The 13,913-nt window shown below is 67.6% G+C and carries 10 protein-coding genes; 7 read left to right on the top strand and 3 right to left on the bottom strand.

Translation table 11 applies throughout. The features are described from left to right. Positions 1-9 precede the first annotated feature (9 nt). Positions 10-1,020 carry a LacI family DNA-binding transcriptional regulator gene (locus E1H18_RS06940; RefSeq protein WP_172265221.1) on the bottom strand — a complete coding sequence of 337 codons (1,011 nt, stop codon included), beginning with the start codon at positions 1,018-1,020 and terminating at the stop codon, positions 10-12. Between the two features lie 302 nt (positions 1,021-1,322). On the opposite strand from E1H18_RS06940, the gene E1H18_RS06935 reads away from it, so the two are divergent. The 7 genes from E1H18_RS06935 (at position 1,323) to E1H18_RS27255 (ending at position 10,735) form a co-directional block, all read left to right on the top strand. Further along, positions 1,323-2,429, top strand: coding sequence for a Gfo/Idh/MocA family protein (locus E1H18_RS06935; RefSeq protein ID WP_172265734.1), 1,107 nt, complete (start codon positions 1,323-1,325; stop codon positions 2,427-2,429). After that, positions 2,426-3,493 carry a sugar phosphate isomerase/epimerase gene (locus tag E1H18_RS06930; RefSeq protein WP_172265218.1) on the top strand — a complete coding sequence of 356 codons (1,068 nt, stop codon included), beginning with the start codon at positions 2,426-2,428 and terminating at the stop codon, positions 3,491-3,493. Before E1H18_RS06935 ends, E1H18_RS06930 begins: the two co-directional genes overlap by 4 nt. Continuing rightward, entirely contained in the window at positions 3,490-5,676 is a 2,187-nt protein-coding gene (locus E1H18_RS06925) for a PQQ-binding-like beta-propeller repeat protein (RefSeq protein ID WP_172265215.1), read from the top strand. Before E1H18_RS06930 ends, E1H18_RS06925 begins: the two co-directional genes overlap by 4 nt. After that, positions 5,673-6,635 (top strand): sugar phosphate isomerase/epimerase, encoded by a 963-nt coding sequence (locus E1H18_RS06920; protein ID WP_172265212.1) that lies wholly within the window; start codon positions 5,673-5,675, stop codon positions 6,633-6,635. Before E1H18_RS06925 ends, E1H18_RS06920 begins: the two co-directional genes overlap by 4 nt. A 23-nt stretch (positions 6,636-6,658) precedes the next feature. After that, positions 6,659-7,936: an MFS transporter gene (locus E1H18_RS06915; RefSeq protein ID WP_172265209.1), complete on the top strand. Its 1,278-nt coding sequence runs from the start codon at positions 6,659-6,661 to the stop codon at positions 7,934-7,936. Between the two features lie 225 nt (positions 7,937-8,161). Beyond that, a complete protein-coding gene (locus tag E1H18_RS06910) occupies positions 8,162-10,387 on the top strand; it encodes a TonB-dependent receptor domain-containing protein (protein ID WP_172265206.1) in 2,226 nt (741 codons plus the stop codon). Positions 10,388-10,456: 69 nt separating this feature from the next. After that, complete coding sequence (locus E1H18_RS27255) at positions 10,457-10,735, top strand: hypothetical protein (protein ID WP_172263912.1); 279 nt, start codon at positions 10,457-10,459, stop codon at positions 10,733-10,735. On the opposite strand, the gene E1H18_RS06900 is transcribed toward E1H18_RS27255, so the two are convergent. Beyond that, on the bottom strand, positions 10,693-11,784 hold the full coding sequence (locus E1H18_RS06900; protein ID WP_172265203.1) for an endo-1,4-beta-xylanase: 1,092 nt from the start codon (positions 11,782-11,784) through the stop codon (positions 10,693-10,695). The genes E1H18_RS27255 and E1H18_RS06900 overlap by 43 nt on opposite strands. A 7-nt stretch (positions 11,785-11,791) precedes the next feature. Next, a complete protein-coding gene (locus E1H18_RS06895; protein WP_172265200.1) occupies positions 11,792-13,909 on the bottom strand; it encodes a hypothetical protein in 2,118 nt (705 codons plus the stop codon). Positions 13,910-13,913 lie beyond the last annotated feature (4 nt).

Here is a 13,913-nt window from a genome sequence, read left to right as displayed (position 1 = left end):
CCGACGGCTTTATCGGGGCGTCAGCGGCCCCGTGCTTTCTCGCACGATCAGCGCGTGGGGCAGGGTGACGCTGATCGGCTCCTGGATCTTGTCCGACAGTACGTCGAGCAGAAGACGCACCGCTTCGCGGCCGATCTGCTCCATCGGCTGGCTGACCGTGGTCAGGGCCGGGGTGACGAAGCGCGAGTAGCGGATGTCGTCGAAGCCGACGACCGAGACGTCGCCAGGGCAGGAGAGGCCGAGTTCGCGGATCGCGCCCAGCGCGCCCATCGCCATCTCGTCGCCGAAACAGAAGATCGCCGTCGGCGGGTCCTGGCTTGCGAGCAGCGCCCGCGCCTCGCGCGAACCCGACTCGATCGAGAAATCGCCGACCGCCACAGCCAGCAGGTCGCAGGCGTCGTGCTCGGCGGCGGTCGCCTTGGCGCCTTCCAGGCGGTCGCGGCTGATCGGGCTGGCCAGCGGACCGGTGACCACGCCGATGCGGCGGTGGCCGAGGCCGTAGAGATAGGCCATGGCCTCGCCGGCGGCCTTGGCGTTGTCGATATGGGCGCTGGAGACGCCCAGCTCCGGGCTGAACTCGCAGCCGTTGACCACCGGGGCCTGGCCGCCCTTCTTCGCCACCAGATCGACCAGGGTCGAGGGCAGGCGGTGGCCCAGGAAGATCAGGCCGTCGGCCTCGCGCCGGGCCAGCATCCCGGCATAGAGATCCTCACGCTCGGCCTCGTGACGGGTGTCGCCCAGCAGCACCGCATAGCCGGCGGCCTGGGCGGCTTCCTCCACGCCGCGGATGACGCTGGAGAAGAACGGGTTAGCGATGTCGGGCACCGTGACCACGATCTTGTCGGTGCGCAGCGTGCGCAGGCTCTTGGCGGCGTAGTTGGGAGCGTAACCCAACGATTCGACGGCGGCCGTCACCGCGGCGCGGGTATCCTCCGAGACGATATCGGGATTGCTGAACACACGCGAAACCGTGGCGGTGGAAACCCCCGCGCGTCGAGCGACGTCTTGTATCGTAGCCATGCGCGAACCCTGATGGCGCCGCTCGGCTCTGGCAACCCTTGCCGTCCCGAAGCGATGGTGATAGCGCTATGTAATGGATTACATGGCGCGACTGGAAGTAGCTTCCACGCGCTGTGTGAACCCGTGACAAGCCGTGCAAAACGGTGGCCGGGAGGGCGCAAGGACATGACCACATCGCTTCATGGCGAGCCGTTCGCGCGCGTCCGCGTCGTCGCGGCCAGCGCCTTCGTTTCCGTTTGAAATCAGGACCCAGCGTGCCAGCGTCTTCCCTCTCTTCGCATCGCGGCCCCCTTCGTCTGGGCATGGTCGGCGGCGGTCCCGGCTCGTTCATCGGCCCGGTGCATCGGATGGCCGCCGAGCTGGACGGACGCATCCGTCTGGTCGCCGGCTCCTTCAGCCGCGACCTGGACCGCTCGCGCCAGGCGGCCGCCGGCTATGGCGTCGCTGAAGATCGAGTCTATGCCGATGTGGAAGCGATGATCGCGGGCGAGGCTGGCCGTCCCGACGGGATAGAGCTGGTCGCGGTCGTCACGCCCAACCACCTGCATTTTCCGGTGTCGAAGGCGGCGCTGGAAGCCGGCCTGCACGTGATGAGCGACAAGCCCGCGGCCCTGTCCCTGGACGAGGCCCTGGCGCTGAAGGCTGTCGCCTACGCCGCGCCGGGCCACTATGGGCTGACCTACACCTACACCGGCTATCCGATGGTCCGCGAGGCGCGTGACCTGATCGCCAGCGGCCGCCTGGGCGCGGTGCGCAAGGTCGTCGTGGAATATTCGCAAGGCTGGCTGGCCCAGCCGATCGAGCAGGGCGGCGACAAGCAAGCCAGCTGGCGGGCCGATCCCGCCCAGGCCGGCCTCGGCGGCTGCATCGCCGACATCGGCGTCCACGCCTTCAACATCGCCGAGTTCGTCAGCGGCCAGCGGGTGGCGCGGATTTGTCCGGACCTGTCGCGGGTGGTGCCGGGGCGGACGCTGGACGACGACTGCAACATCCTGCTGCGGTTCGAAAACGGCGCGCCGGGCGTGCTGGTCGCCTCGCAGATCGCCACCGGGGACCGCAACGGCCTGCGCCTGCGGGTCTATGGCGAGCGGGGCGGGCTGGACTGGTCGCACGAGAACCCGTCGGTGCTGGTCGTCAACTGGCTGGACCAGCCGACCCAGGTGCTGCACGCGGCGGCCGGCTATCTGAGCGCGTCGGCTCGCGCCAGTTCGCGCATTCCGACCGGTCATCCCGAGGGCTTCATCGAGGCCTTCGCCAATCTCTATCGCGACATGGCCGACGCCATTCTAGACGGCGCGGCGGGCTCGGTCCCCAGCATCGACGAAGGCGTGCGCGGCATGACGTTCGTGACCCGCGCCGTCGAGGCCGCCGGCGCGGGCTGGGTCAATCTGGAAGGAGCTCCTCAATGAAGACGCTGAAGGGCCCCGCCATCTTCCTGGCCCAGTTCCTGGGCGCGCAGCCGCCGTTCAACCGCCTGGACACCATCGCCGAATGGGCTGCGAGCCTGGGCTATGAGGGCGTGCAGATCCCGACCGGCGGGACCGGCTCGATCTTCGACCTGGCCCTGGCCGCGGAGAGCCAGACCTATTGCGACGAGGTCACCGGGACCCTGGCCCAGCACGGCCTGGCGATCACCGAACTGTCGACCCACCTGCAGGGCCAGCTTGTCGCCGTGCATCCAGCCTATGACTCGCTGTTCGACGCCTTCGCGCCGCCCGAGCTGCACGGCAAGCCGGCCGCGCGCCAGATCTGGGCGGTGGACCAGCTGATGCTGGGGGCCAAGGCCAGCCGCAACCTGGGCCTGGATGTCCACGCCACCTTCTCCGGCGCCCTGGCCTGGCCCTATCTCTATCCGTGGCCGCAGCGACCGGCGGGCCTGGTCGAGGAGGCCTTCGCCGAGCTGGCCAGGCGCTGGCGGCCGATCCTGGACGCCTATGACGCGGCCGGCGTCGACCTGGCCTACGAGATCCATCCGGGCGAGGACCTGCACGACGGCGCGACGTTCGAGCGCTTCCTCGACGCCGTTGATCAGCACCCGCGCGCCAACATCCTCTACGACCCCAGCCACCTGCTCCTGCAGCAGCTGGACTATCTGGCGTTCATCGACCTCTACCACCCGCGCATCAAGGCGTTCCACGTCAAGGACGCCGAGTTCCGGCCCAACGGCCGGGCAGGGGTCTATGGCGGCTACCAGGGCTGGGTCGACCGGCCGGGCCGCTTCCGCTCGCTGGGCGACGGCCAGATCGACTTCAAGGCGATCTTCTCGAAGATGGCCCAGTACGACTATGCCGGCTGGGCGGTGCTGGAGTGGGAGTGCGCGCTGAAGCACCCCGAGGACGGGGCCCGCGAGGGCGCGCCGTTCATTCGCGACCACATCATCCGCGTCACCGAAAAGGCCTTCGACGACTTCGTCGCGGTCGACGCCGACGCGGGCTTCAACCGCAAGCTCCTGGGCCTGGGAGGCAAGGCATGACCCGCACCGGCAAACTCGTCGCCGGCGTTGCGGCTGGCGCGGTCGTCGTCGCCTGGGCGGTCGCCGCCGGGCTCGTGGTGAGCGGCAAGTTCGACGCCGCTCCTCGCGGCCAGACGGTCGACTGGGCCAGCTATGGCGGCACGACGGCGGGCGACCGCTACTCGAAGCTCACCCAGATCAACACCCAGACGGTCGGTGATCTGAAGGAGGCCTGGCGCTTCGATGCGGGCATGGGCGGTCTGCAGACCAGTCCGCTGGTCGTGGGCCGCACGCTCTACGCCTACAGCACCAACCAGCAGGTCATCGCCCTGGACGGGGCCAGCGGCAAGCTGCTGTGGAGCTTCGACGCCAAGGTGCCAGCCAAGCAGCCGGCGCGGGGCCTGACCTACTGGAGCGAGGGCGGCGAGCGGCGGCTGTTCGCGGGCGTGATGAGCGATCTCTACGCCCTGGATCCGGCGACGGGCCAGCCGATCCGGAGCTTCGGCGAGGGCGGCAAGATCGACCTGCGCAAGGACCTGGGCAACGACTACACCAAGAACGCCACGTACCTGACCTCGCCGGGGCTGGTGTACAAGGACATGATCATCGTCGGCTTCCGCACGTCGGAGAACAAGCCGGCGGCGCCGGGCGCGGTGCGGGCCTATGACGTGCGGACCGGCAAGCTGCGCTGGATCTTCCACACCATTCCGCGCCCCGGCCAGCCGGGCCACGAGAGCTGGCCGGCCGAGGCCTGGAAGTCCGCCGGCGCGGCCAATGTCTGGGCCGGCATGGCCATCGACCTGGAGCGCGGCATCGTCTTCGCGCCCACGGGCTCGGCGGTGAACGACTTCTACGGCGCCGATCGCGAGGGCGATAACCTGTACGCCAATTCGCTGGTGGCGCTGGACGCCAACACCGGCAAGCGGATCTGGCACTTCCAGGGCGTGCACCACGACATCTGGGACCGCGACTTCCCGTCGCCGCCGGCCCTGGTCACGGTGATGAAGGAGGGCCGCAAGGTCGATGCGGTCGCCCAGACCTCCAAGCAGGGCTTCGTGTTCCTGTTCGAGCGGGCGACCGGCAAGCCGTTGTTCCCGATCGAGGAGCGGCCATTCCCGGCCAGCGACGTGCCCGGCGAATATACTTCGCCGACCCAGCCGATCCCGACGGGCATCGAGCCCTTCGCTCGGCAGCATCTGACGGCCGACATGCTGACCACGCGCACCCCGGCGGCCCAGGCCGCTGCGCAGGCGGCGTTCAAGACCTTCCGCAGCGAGGGCCAGTTCATTCCCCTGAGCGTGGGTCGCCAGACGGTGGTGTTCCCCGGCTTCGACGGCGGGGCCGAGTGGGGCGGGCCGGCGGTCGATCCCAAGGGGATCATCTACATCAACTCCAACGACGTGGCCTGGACGGGCGGCCTGACCAAGGTCGACCCCAAGCTGGGCGCGACGCCGGGCGCGTTCCTCTACCAGGACGTCTGCTCGGCCTGTCATGGCGCGGACCGCAAGGGCTCGCCGCCCGAGTTCCCGTCGCTAGTCGATATCGGCTCGCGGATGTCGGCCGACGAGATCCGCCAGGTGATGAACAGCGGCAAGGGCCGGATGCCGGCCTTCCCGGCCATCCCCGACGACTACAAGAACATGGTCATCGAGTACCTGCGCAGCAACGGGGCCGAGACGCCCGGCGGCGACCGCGAGGTGGTCACCAAGGCCGATCCGGCCGATACCCCGGCCTATCGCTTCACCGGCTACAAGAAGTTCCTCGATCCGGACGGCTATCCGGCCGTGAAGCCGCCGTGGGGCACGCTGAACGCCCTGGACCTCAACACCGGCAAGTACCTGTGGAAGATCCCGCTGGGCGAGTACCCGGCGCTGGTCGCCCAGGGCCTGCGCAACACCGGCTCGGAGAACTATGGCGGCCCGATCGTCACGGCCGGCGGCCTGGTGATCATCGGGGCCACCATCTACGACCGCAAGCTGCGGGCCTTCGAGAGCGCTACGGGCAAGCTCTTGTGGCAGGGCGACCTGCCGTTCGCCGGCAACGCCACGCCCGTGACCTACATGGTCGACGGCAAGCAGTACGTCCTCATCGCCACCAGCGGCGCGCGCGACAAGAGCGGCCCTCAGGGCGCGGCCTATGTCGCTTTCGCTTTGCCGAATACGGCGCTGAAACAACACAAGAAAATCCAGGGAGCACGTCCATGAACACCCTTTCCCGGCGAGGCCTGATGGGCGCAGCCGCCGCGGCGCTGGCTATGCCCGCGGCCGCCGCCCAGCGTCCGTTCTTCGCCCGCACCGGCCTGCCGATCGGCATGCAGCTGTACACCCTGGCCGACCAGGCCAAGGCCGATCTTGAGGGCACGCTGAAGGCGGTCGCGGCCGTCGGCTTCAAGACCATCGAACTGGCCGGCTATCTGGGGCGCACGCCCGCTCAGTTTCGCCAGGCGCTGGACGCCGCGGGCCTGACCGCCCCCAGCGCCCACGTCCAGGGCCGCGCCCGCGGCGCCGATCCCAGCCTGGACGGCGACCTGTCGAAGCTGATCGACGACGCCCACGTGATCGGCATCAAGTCGATCCAGATGCCGATCTTCTACATCCCCGACCGCTTCTCGTTGGCGCCGCGCGCGGGCGAAGGCTTCGGCGAGCTTCTGGGCCGCATCGGCGGCGAGATGACCGCCGACGACTGGAAGTTCAACGCCGACTTTCTGAACGAGAAGGGCGCAGTGCTGAAGAAGGCCGGGATCCGTCTGGGCTATCACAACCATAATCCCGAATTCGCGCCGCTGGCCGGCGGGAAGGATGGCGCGCGCAACGGCTGGGAGATCCTGCTGAACCGCACCGACCCGTCGCTGGTCAGCTTCGAGCTGGACGCCGGCTGGGCCGCGGCTGCGGGCCTGGATCCCGTCGCCGTGTTGAAGGCCCACAAGGGCCGGTTCACCGCCATGCACGTCAAGGACATCAAGGCCTCGACCAAGCCCAACTTCGTCCTGGTCCAGGATCCGACCGAGGTCGGTTCGGGGATGATGAACTGGAAGGCGCTGCTGCCGGCCGCCTATGCGGAAGGCGTGCGCGACTTCTTCGTCGAGCAGGAGCCGCCGTTCGTCCGCGACCGGCTTGAGGCCCTGAAGATCAGCTACGCCTACCTGTCGCGCCTGAAGGCCTGAGACAAAGAAGAGGAGGAGGGGAGATGATCAACTCGCCCACGAAGTCGGACGTCGGGGTCCGCAACCGGCTGCTGCTGATGATGGTGCTGCAGATCGCGATCTGGGGCGCCTGGCAGCCCAAGATCTTCCCCTACATGGGCATGCTGGGCTTTTCGGCCTGGCAGCAGTCGCTGGTCGGCAGCTCGTGGGGCATTGCCGCGATCGTCGGGATCTTCTTCTCCAACCAGTTCGCCGACCGCAACTTCGCGGCCGAGCGCTTCCTGGCCTTCAGTCACCTGATCGGCGGCGTCGCCCTGGCGGCCTGCGCCTTCGTGACGGACTTCTGGCCGTTCTTCGGCCTCTACATGGTCTACAGCCTGTTCTACGTGCCGACCCTGTCGGTGGCCAATTCGATCGCCTTCGCCAACCTGCGCGAGCCGGCCAAGGACTTCGGGCCGGTGCGGATGGGCGGCACGATCGGCTGGGTGCTGGCCAGCTGGCCGTTCGTGTTCATCCTGGGCGCCCACGCCACCGCCAACGAGGTGCGCTGGATCTTCCTGGTCGCCGCGATCCTGTCGTTCGCCATGGCGGCCTACAGCCTGACCCTGCCGCACACCCCGGCCCGCAAGGACGTGCAGGGCGTGGACAAGCTGGCCTGGCTGCGGGCGGTCAAGCTGCTGCGCACGCCGTTCGTGCTGACCCTGTTCGTGGTCACTTTCATCGATGCGGTGATCCACAACGGCTATTTCGTGGTCTCCGACGCCTTCCTGACCAACCGGGTCGGCATCGCCGGCAACCTGTCGATGGTGGTGCTGAGCCTGGGGCAGGTGGCCGAGATCCTGACCATGTTCGTGCTGGGGACGGTGCTGGCCAAGCTGGGTTGGCGCACGACGATGATCGTCGGGATCCTGGGCCATGCGGCCCGCTTCCTGGTCTTCGCCTTCTTCCCCGACAGCGTGCCGGTGATCGTCGCCGTCCAGCTGCTGCACGGGATCTGCTACGCCTTCTTCTTCGCGACGGTCTACATCTTCGTCGACGAGGTGTTCCCCAAGGACGTGCGCTCCAGCGCCCAGGGCCTGTTCAACCTGCTGATCCTGGGCGTGGGCATGGTGGTGGCCAGCTTCGTCTTCCCGGCTCTGGTCGCCCAACTGACCACCCCCGGCGCCGACGGCTGCGCCACCGTCGATTACCGTTCGCTGTTCATGGTCCCGACGGGACTGGCGGCGATCGGCGTCTTGCTGCTGGGCTTCTTCTTCAAACCACCCTCGGCGCGTCCCGGTCACGTTGAGGCCAGCGCCACGGGTCCCGGCGGGCCGCCTTAGGGCGGCCCGAAAACGGGGAAGAAACGTCAAACATCAAAACAATGTTCTTGCGAATGTAATGGATTACATGCACGATCATTAGGCCGGCGACAGGCAAAGACGTGTCGCCAACAAAACACAACCGGCGCGATATCTGTCACGTCGAATAAAAATATCGGGAGGGAATAAGAAGTGTCCAACAAGGAATCCTATAAACACGCCTGTCTTCTGAGTGCGAGTGTTGCCGTGATCTTGGCGATCGCTGCGCCGGCTCTGGCCCAAGAGGCCGCCTCGGTCGACGAAGTTGTCGTCACCGCCCAGAAGCGCACCGAGAATGTCCAGGACGTTCCCAAGTCGGTCGCCGTGGCCGGACAGGCCAATCTGGCCGCCGCCGGCGTCTCGCGCATCAACGACCTGTCTGCGGTGTTCCCGTCGCTGTCGATCGCCAACAACGCCCAGGCGGCCAAGCCGCCCGGCATCCGCGGCGTGGTCACCTTCGCCAACGCCGTCAGCGTCCAGGCCCAGACGGGCATCATCATCGACGATATTCCGCAGCCGACCTTCTCGACCCTGGCCAGCGAGCTGACCGACGTCGAGCGGGTGGAAGTGTTCGCCGGGCCGCAGTCGACCCTGTCGGGCCGCAACGCCGCGGGCGGCATCATCAACTTCGTGACCCGCGCGCCCAGTCGCGAGTTCGCCGCCAACGCCATCCTCGAACAGACTACGGATCGTCAGACGCGCGGCTCGGTGTTCGTCACCGGTCCGCTCAGCGACACTGTCGCCGTCAGCGTCTCGGGCCTCTACAACAAGTGGGACGGCGCGATGAAGAACATCGCGCTGGGCAACCGCGCTCAAGGCTTCGACAGCAAGGGCGTGCGCGCCAAGCTGCTGTGGGAGCCGACCGACAAGTTCAGCGCCCTGCTGACCGGTTATCACCTGCAGAGCGACCGCGTGACCACGCCGATCGCCGGCGGCGGCGTCTACATCAACGTGGCGCCCGGCGCGACCCACGGCCTGGACGCCCTGACCCCCAAGCGCACCTTCGCTCAGCTCTTCCCGGGGATCACGCCGTCCAAGGACAATCGCGAGTTCTATTCGCTGCAGAACGGCTGGGCCAAGACCAAGGACCGCGGCGTCTCGCTGCGCCTGGACTACGATCTGGCCACGCTGGGCACGCTCAGCTCGCTGAGCAACTATTCGGAAAGCGAGCAGCCGCGAAACGACATCTTCCTGGGTTCGCCCCAGACCAATGTCGTGCCCAGCGTCACCGCCTTCAACGCCTATACCGACATCCAGACCAAGTACTGGAGCCAGGAAGTCCGCCTGGTCTCGCCCAGCGAGCAGACCTTCACCTACCTGCTGGGCGCCATCTACACTGACAGCGACCTGTTCCAGCCCTATGCGCGGCCGGGGATCTTCGCCTTCGACTCCGACCGCACCTCGCGCATCAAGAGCTTCGGCGCCTTCGGTCGCGGCACCTACAAGCTGACCGAGGCCGACTCGCTGACAGCCGGTCTGCGCTATCAGCACGACAAGATCGGCTACACCTGGAAGTTCAACCTGGGTCCGGCCGGGGCCTATTCGGAGGACACGTCCAGCTATGGCTTCCTGGCCGGCGAGGCCAGCTTCAAGCACGACTTCTCCGACACGGTGAACGCCTATGTGACCCTGTCGCACTCGGAGACCGGCCGCGCCTACGACATCGAGGACAACGCCACCGCTGCGGTCCGTCCGCTGACGCCGTTGGATAGCGAGAAGGTCAACAACGTCGAGCTGGGCGTGAAGAGCCAGTGGTTCGACCGCCGCCTGACGCTGAACGTCAACGTCTACAACGCCGACTACAAGAACTATCAGATCCAGACGATCGACAACTCCAACCCCAACGTCGCCCCCGTCATCCGCGTGCTGGCCATTGGCAAGGTGCGCACCCAGGGCGTCGAGCTGACCTCGACCTTCCGGGCGACCGACGACCTGCGCCTGAGCCTCAGCGCCATCTACAATGACGCCCAGATCCGCGACTATCCGCGGGCCGGCTGCTACACGCGCCAGACCGTGGCGCAAGGGTGCATGGCCGCGACCGCGACGACCTCGGCCAACCAGGGCAACCTGAAGGGCAAGTCGCTGCAGGCCGCGCCCAAGATCAAGATCAACGCCAGCGCCGACTACACCCTGCCGATCGAGAATGACGCGGTGGGCTTCAAGGTCGGGGCGTCCTATCGCTATGAGAGCCGGTCGAACTTCTCGATCCTGCACGATCCGGCCACGGAGCAGAAGCCGTTCGCGATCGTGAATATTCACGCGGCCATGGAAAGCAAGGACGGCAAGTACGTCCTGACGGCCTTCGTGAACAACCTGTTCGACAAGGTCTTCTACAACAACATCGGTAATGAATCCCAGATCAACGCCCGCAATGTTCTCTACGACCGCAACAGCTTCCGGTACGGCGGCGTGCGGTTGAACTACAACTTCTAGAGCGCTCCACTCCCCTGCGCGAAGGCGGCGGCGCCGAAAGGCCCGCCGCCTCTTTTTTGAGAGATTTCCATGGACCTCGTGACCATCACCGCCGGACAGTTCGAGCAGCTGAAGTCACGGCTTCCCGCCATCACCCGCGAATGGCTGATGGCGCGCTACGGCATCAGCGAGACCACCTGGTGCAAGCTGCGCGACGGCCGGCCCGTCAAGCGCATCACGCTGGATCGGATGCTGTCGAAAGCCGATGTCGGGGCGAGCTCGCCGTCGACTGCGCTTCGAACCTTCAACGCACGCGAGGACGCCGATCAGCGGCGTGGCGCGCCCGCGAATGCGTCGACCAGCGCCTGATAGGCCAGCTTGGGTCGCAGGGCTGCGTCGAAGGGCAGGGGGCGCACCCCGGCGCGATCGGCGCGCGGGAACATGCCGCTCTTGGAGGTGTGGCGATCGGTCAGGCCCCAGGTCGTCACCCGCCTGACCGCCGGCTCGTCCAGAACCACATCCAGGAAGGCGCGATAGCTGTCGGCCACGACCACGTCGCGGCGGGCGACGTTCCCAGGGACCTTCTGGTCGTTGACGTCCAGTTCGGTGATGTAGATCTCCAGCCCCAGATTCGCGACCTGGGCGAGGAAGCGGCGCAGGCCCGCACCGAAGGCCGGTCGTCGAGCGCCGTCCAGGTGCCCCTGGATGGCCAGGGCGTGGATCGGGACGCCCGCGGCCTTCAGGTCCTCGAGCAGGCTCAGCATCGTGCCGCGCTTCTCGACCATCCAGCGCTCGTCGTCATATTCCAGGCCGTAGTCGGCCAGGGCCAGGCGAGCGCGAGGCGCGGCCTGGCGGGCGGCGCGGAACGCCGCGCCGATATAGCTTGGTCCCAGCGCCCGGAACCACGGCGACAGCCTCAGGCCGTCACGACGACCGTCGTTGCGCTCCACGACCTCATTGACCACGTCCCAGGCCGTGACCGACCCGGCGTAGCGTCCGGCAACGCGGCGGATGTGGTCGCTCAGCAGCGCGCCGGCCGTGCGCGGCGTCAGGGCCTCGTCCAGCCAGGCCGGCATGGCCTCGTGCCAGACCAGGGCGTGACCATAGACCTGCGCGCCCTGTCGTCGGGCGAAGGCGACGGTCGCGTCAGCCGCCGCGAAGTCGAAGCGGTCGGGCGTGGGCCGCAGGGCGTTCCACTTCATGGCGTTTTCGGCGGTCAGCGAACCGCAGTGGCGCTGCAGCAGGTCGGCGAAGGCGGGGTCGTCCTGGACGACATGCGGTTCGATCGCAGCGCCGAACAGCACGCCCTTGGCGGCGGCCAGATCGCGCAGCGAGCGCTCTGCAGCCCAGGTCGGCGCGGCGGTGAGAGCCAGGCCAGAAGCCAGCGCGGCGCGGCGGGACAGTCCAAGCCGCGTCATGCGGTCCTCACAGCCAGGAATAGATCATCCGGGGTATATAGAACCCGCGCTTGTTGAGGATAGCGCCGATCACTTCGCCGCCGGCGGAATCGATGCGTTCGATCATGTTGCGGGCCACGGCGGCGCGGGTGGCCTCGGCCTCGACGACGACCAGCGTCATGTCGGCCAGCGGCGCGACGATCAGGCCGGCCGCAGAACGGGCGAGCGCCGGACTGTCGATGACGATCAAGTCGTAGTCGCGCCGGGCCTCAATGAAGAACTGCTCCCAGCGGCTTTCGGTCATGGTGTTGGAGCCGGCGCCCATCGGCAGGGTCACGTGCAGCGAGCCGCCGTTGACCTGGACGCGTTCGCTGGGCAGGCGGCCCAGGCTGGCGCCGTTGTCGCCCAGGACCTGAACGGCCGAGGCGTCGACATCGGGCTCGATATCGACCAGCAGCACGCGCTTGGCGTTGGCGCCCGACGCCATCAGGGCCAGGTCCAGAGCCAGGCTGGAGACGCCCTCTTCGCCATTGGCGGCGACCAGCTGCATGACGCGTCCGGGGCCGGGCGCGACGCTGGAGAGCAGGCGCAGCAGCAGCTTGGCGTCGTCATAGCTGAGGAATGAGGCGCGGGGCGTGCGACCGCGACCCCGACGGCGTTCGCCGCCTTCGGCGTTGGCCGAAACGGTCAGGATCACCGGCACGTCCAGTTTCTGTTCGACGTCGCGGGGTGTGATCATCACGTCCGAGAAGGTCGTCGAGACCACGATCACCGAGAACGCGGCGATGACGCCGACAGCCAGGCCGGCCAGCAGCATCAGCGTGCGTCCGCTCTTGCCCTTCACCGGCGGATCGGCGGCCTGGACCACGCGGACATTGGCCTTGGACTTGGACAGGGCGTCCGACAGCTGGGTGTCTTCCGAGCGCTTGGCCAGGTCCGAGAAGCCGGTCTCGAGCATGGTGCGCTTGCGGACCAGCTCGCGATATTCGGGGCCGATGCGAACCAGTTCGGTCAGGCGGGCGGTGGCGACCTGCAGGTCGTGAGCGGCCTGGGTCCGGGCCAGGCGCAGGCCGGCTAGATCGCCTTCGCTGTCGGCCAGCTGGGTGTCGAGCTGCTGGCGGACCGGATTGATGCCGCGGCGCACCGAGGTGACCTGCTGGGTCGGGACCGAGCGGATCTGAGCCTGAACCTCGGCGATCTTGCGGTCGAGGTCGGCGACCAGCGGGTAGCCGTCGACGAAGCGGGCGGCGGCCAGGCGACGCTGGTTCTGCAGGTCCAGAAGGTTGCCGGTCAGGGCGTCCAGCTGCTGCGAGCGGCCCTGATCGGTCGAGATCTCCAGATTGGCGGGGGCGGCGCTCAGGCGCTTGGAGAGCACCGAAACGCGGCCGCTGCGGGCGGCCAGCTGCTGGTCCAGCGCCTGCAGCTGGCTGGCCAGCGAGGCCTGCTGGGTCTGGATGGTGGCGAACTCGCTGGAGTAATCGCCAAAGCCGTGGTCGACGGAGAACTTGAGCAGCTGCTGCTCGATTTCCCCCAGCCTGCCATTCAACTGATCGCGCTGGCCGTTGACCGAGGTGAGGTCAGATTGCTCGAAGATGGAGCGCCGACGCTCGATGTAGAGCTTGACCAGGGTGTTGACGAGATCGGCGGCGGCTTGAGGATCGCGGTGGCGCAGGCTGATCTCGACGACGTTCGACTGCGGTACGTTGTCGATCGTCAGGTCCTTGGCGAACTGCTCGGCGGCCTTCTCCAGCGCGTGGGACTGGCCGGCCATGGCCGGGTAGGCGCGTTCGATGCCGACCTCCTGCACTGCCTTGATGCGCAGGTCCTTGGCCGAGAGGATCTGCATCTCCGCTTGGACGATCTGCGCGCGGTCGAAGCTCATGCCCTGGCCAGCGCCGGCGACGTCGCTGCGGAAGACATAGTCATCGCCCAGCAGGATCAGCAGCCGCGACTGGGTCGTGTACATCGGCTGGGCCAGGAAGACGGCGACGATAGCGATCAGGACGGGGATCAGGAACGCGGCCAGCGCTTCGCTGCGATAGTAGAAGGCCGGGGTCAGCAGCTCGCGGATCGTCAGGGGCGAGCGGATGCGTCCACTGCCGCTGGCATTGGCGTAAGCCTCTCGCTCGATCGCCGCGGCGCTCATATTG

The sequence above is a fragment of the Caulobacter sp. RHG1 genome, assembly GCF_013181195.1.
In the GTDB taxonomy this organism is placed as follows: domain Bacteria; phylum Pseudomonadota; class Alphaproteobacteria; order Caulobacterales; family Caulobacteraceae; genus Caulobacter.
The sequence above is the reverse complement of the archived record's forward strand: the minus strand, read 5'-3'. Positions and strand labels throughout refer to the sequence as shown.

Coding starts and splice junctions, on each gene's coding strand:
- E1H18_RS06935 (WP_172265734.1), top strand. CDS start 1,323: ATGGTCGGCGGCGGTCCCGGCTCGTTCATCGGCCCGGTGCATCGGATG.
- E1H18_RS06915 (WP_172265209.1), top strand. CDS start 6,659: ATGATCAACTCGCCCACGAAGTCGGACGTCGGGGTCCGCAACCGGCTG.
- E1H18_RS06920 (WP_172265212.1), top strand. CDS start 5,673: ATGAACACCCTTTCCCGGCGAGGCCTGATGGGCGCAGCCGCCGCGGCG.
- E1H18_RS06930 (WP_172265218.1), top strand. CDS start 2,426: ATGAAGACGCTGAAGGGCCCCGCCATCTTCCTGGCCCAGTTCCTGGGC.
- E1H18_RS06895 (WP_172265200.1), bottom strand. CDS start 13,909: ATGAGCGCCGCGGCGATCGAGCGAGAGGCTTACGCCAATGCCAGCGGC.
- E1H18_RS06900 (WP_172265203.1), bottom strand. CDS start 11,784: ATGACGCGGCTTGGACTGTCCCGCCGCGCCGCGCTGGCTTCTGGCCTG.
- E1H18_RS06940 (WP_172265221.1), bottom strand. CDS start 1,020: ATGGCTACGATACAAGACGTCGCTCGACGCGCGGGGGTTTCCACCGCC.
- E1H18_RS06925 (WP_172265215.1), top strand. CDS start 3,490: ATGACCCGCACCGGCAAACTCGTCGCCGGCGTTGCGGCTGGCGCGGTC.
- E1H18_RS27255 (WP_172263912.1), top strand. CDS start 10,457: ATGGACCTCGTGACCATCACCGCCGGACAGTTCGAGCAGCTGAAGTCA.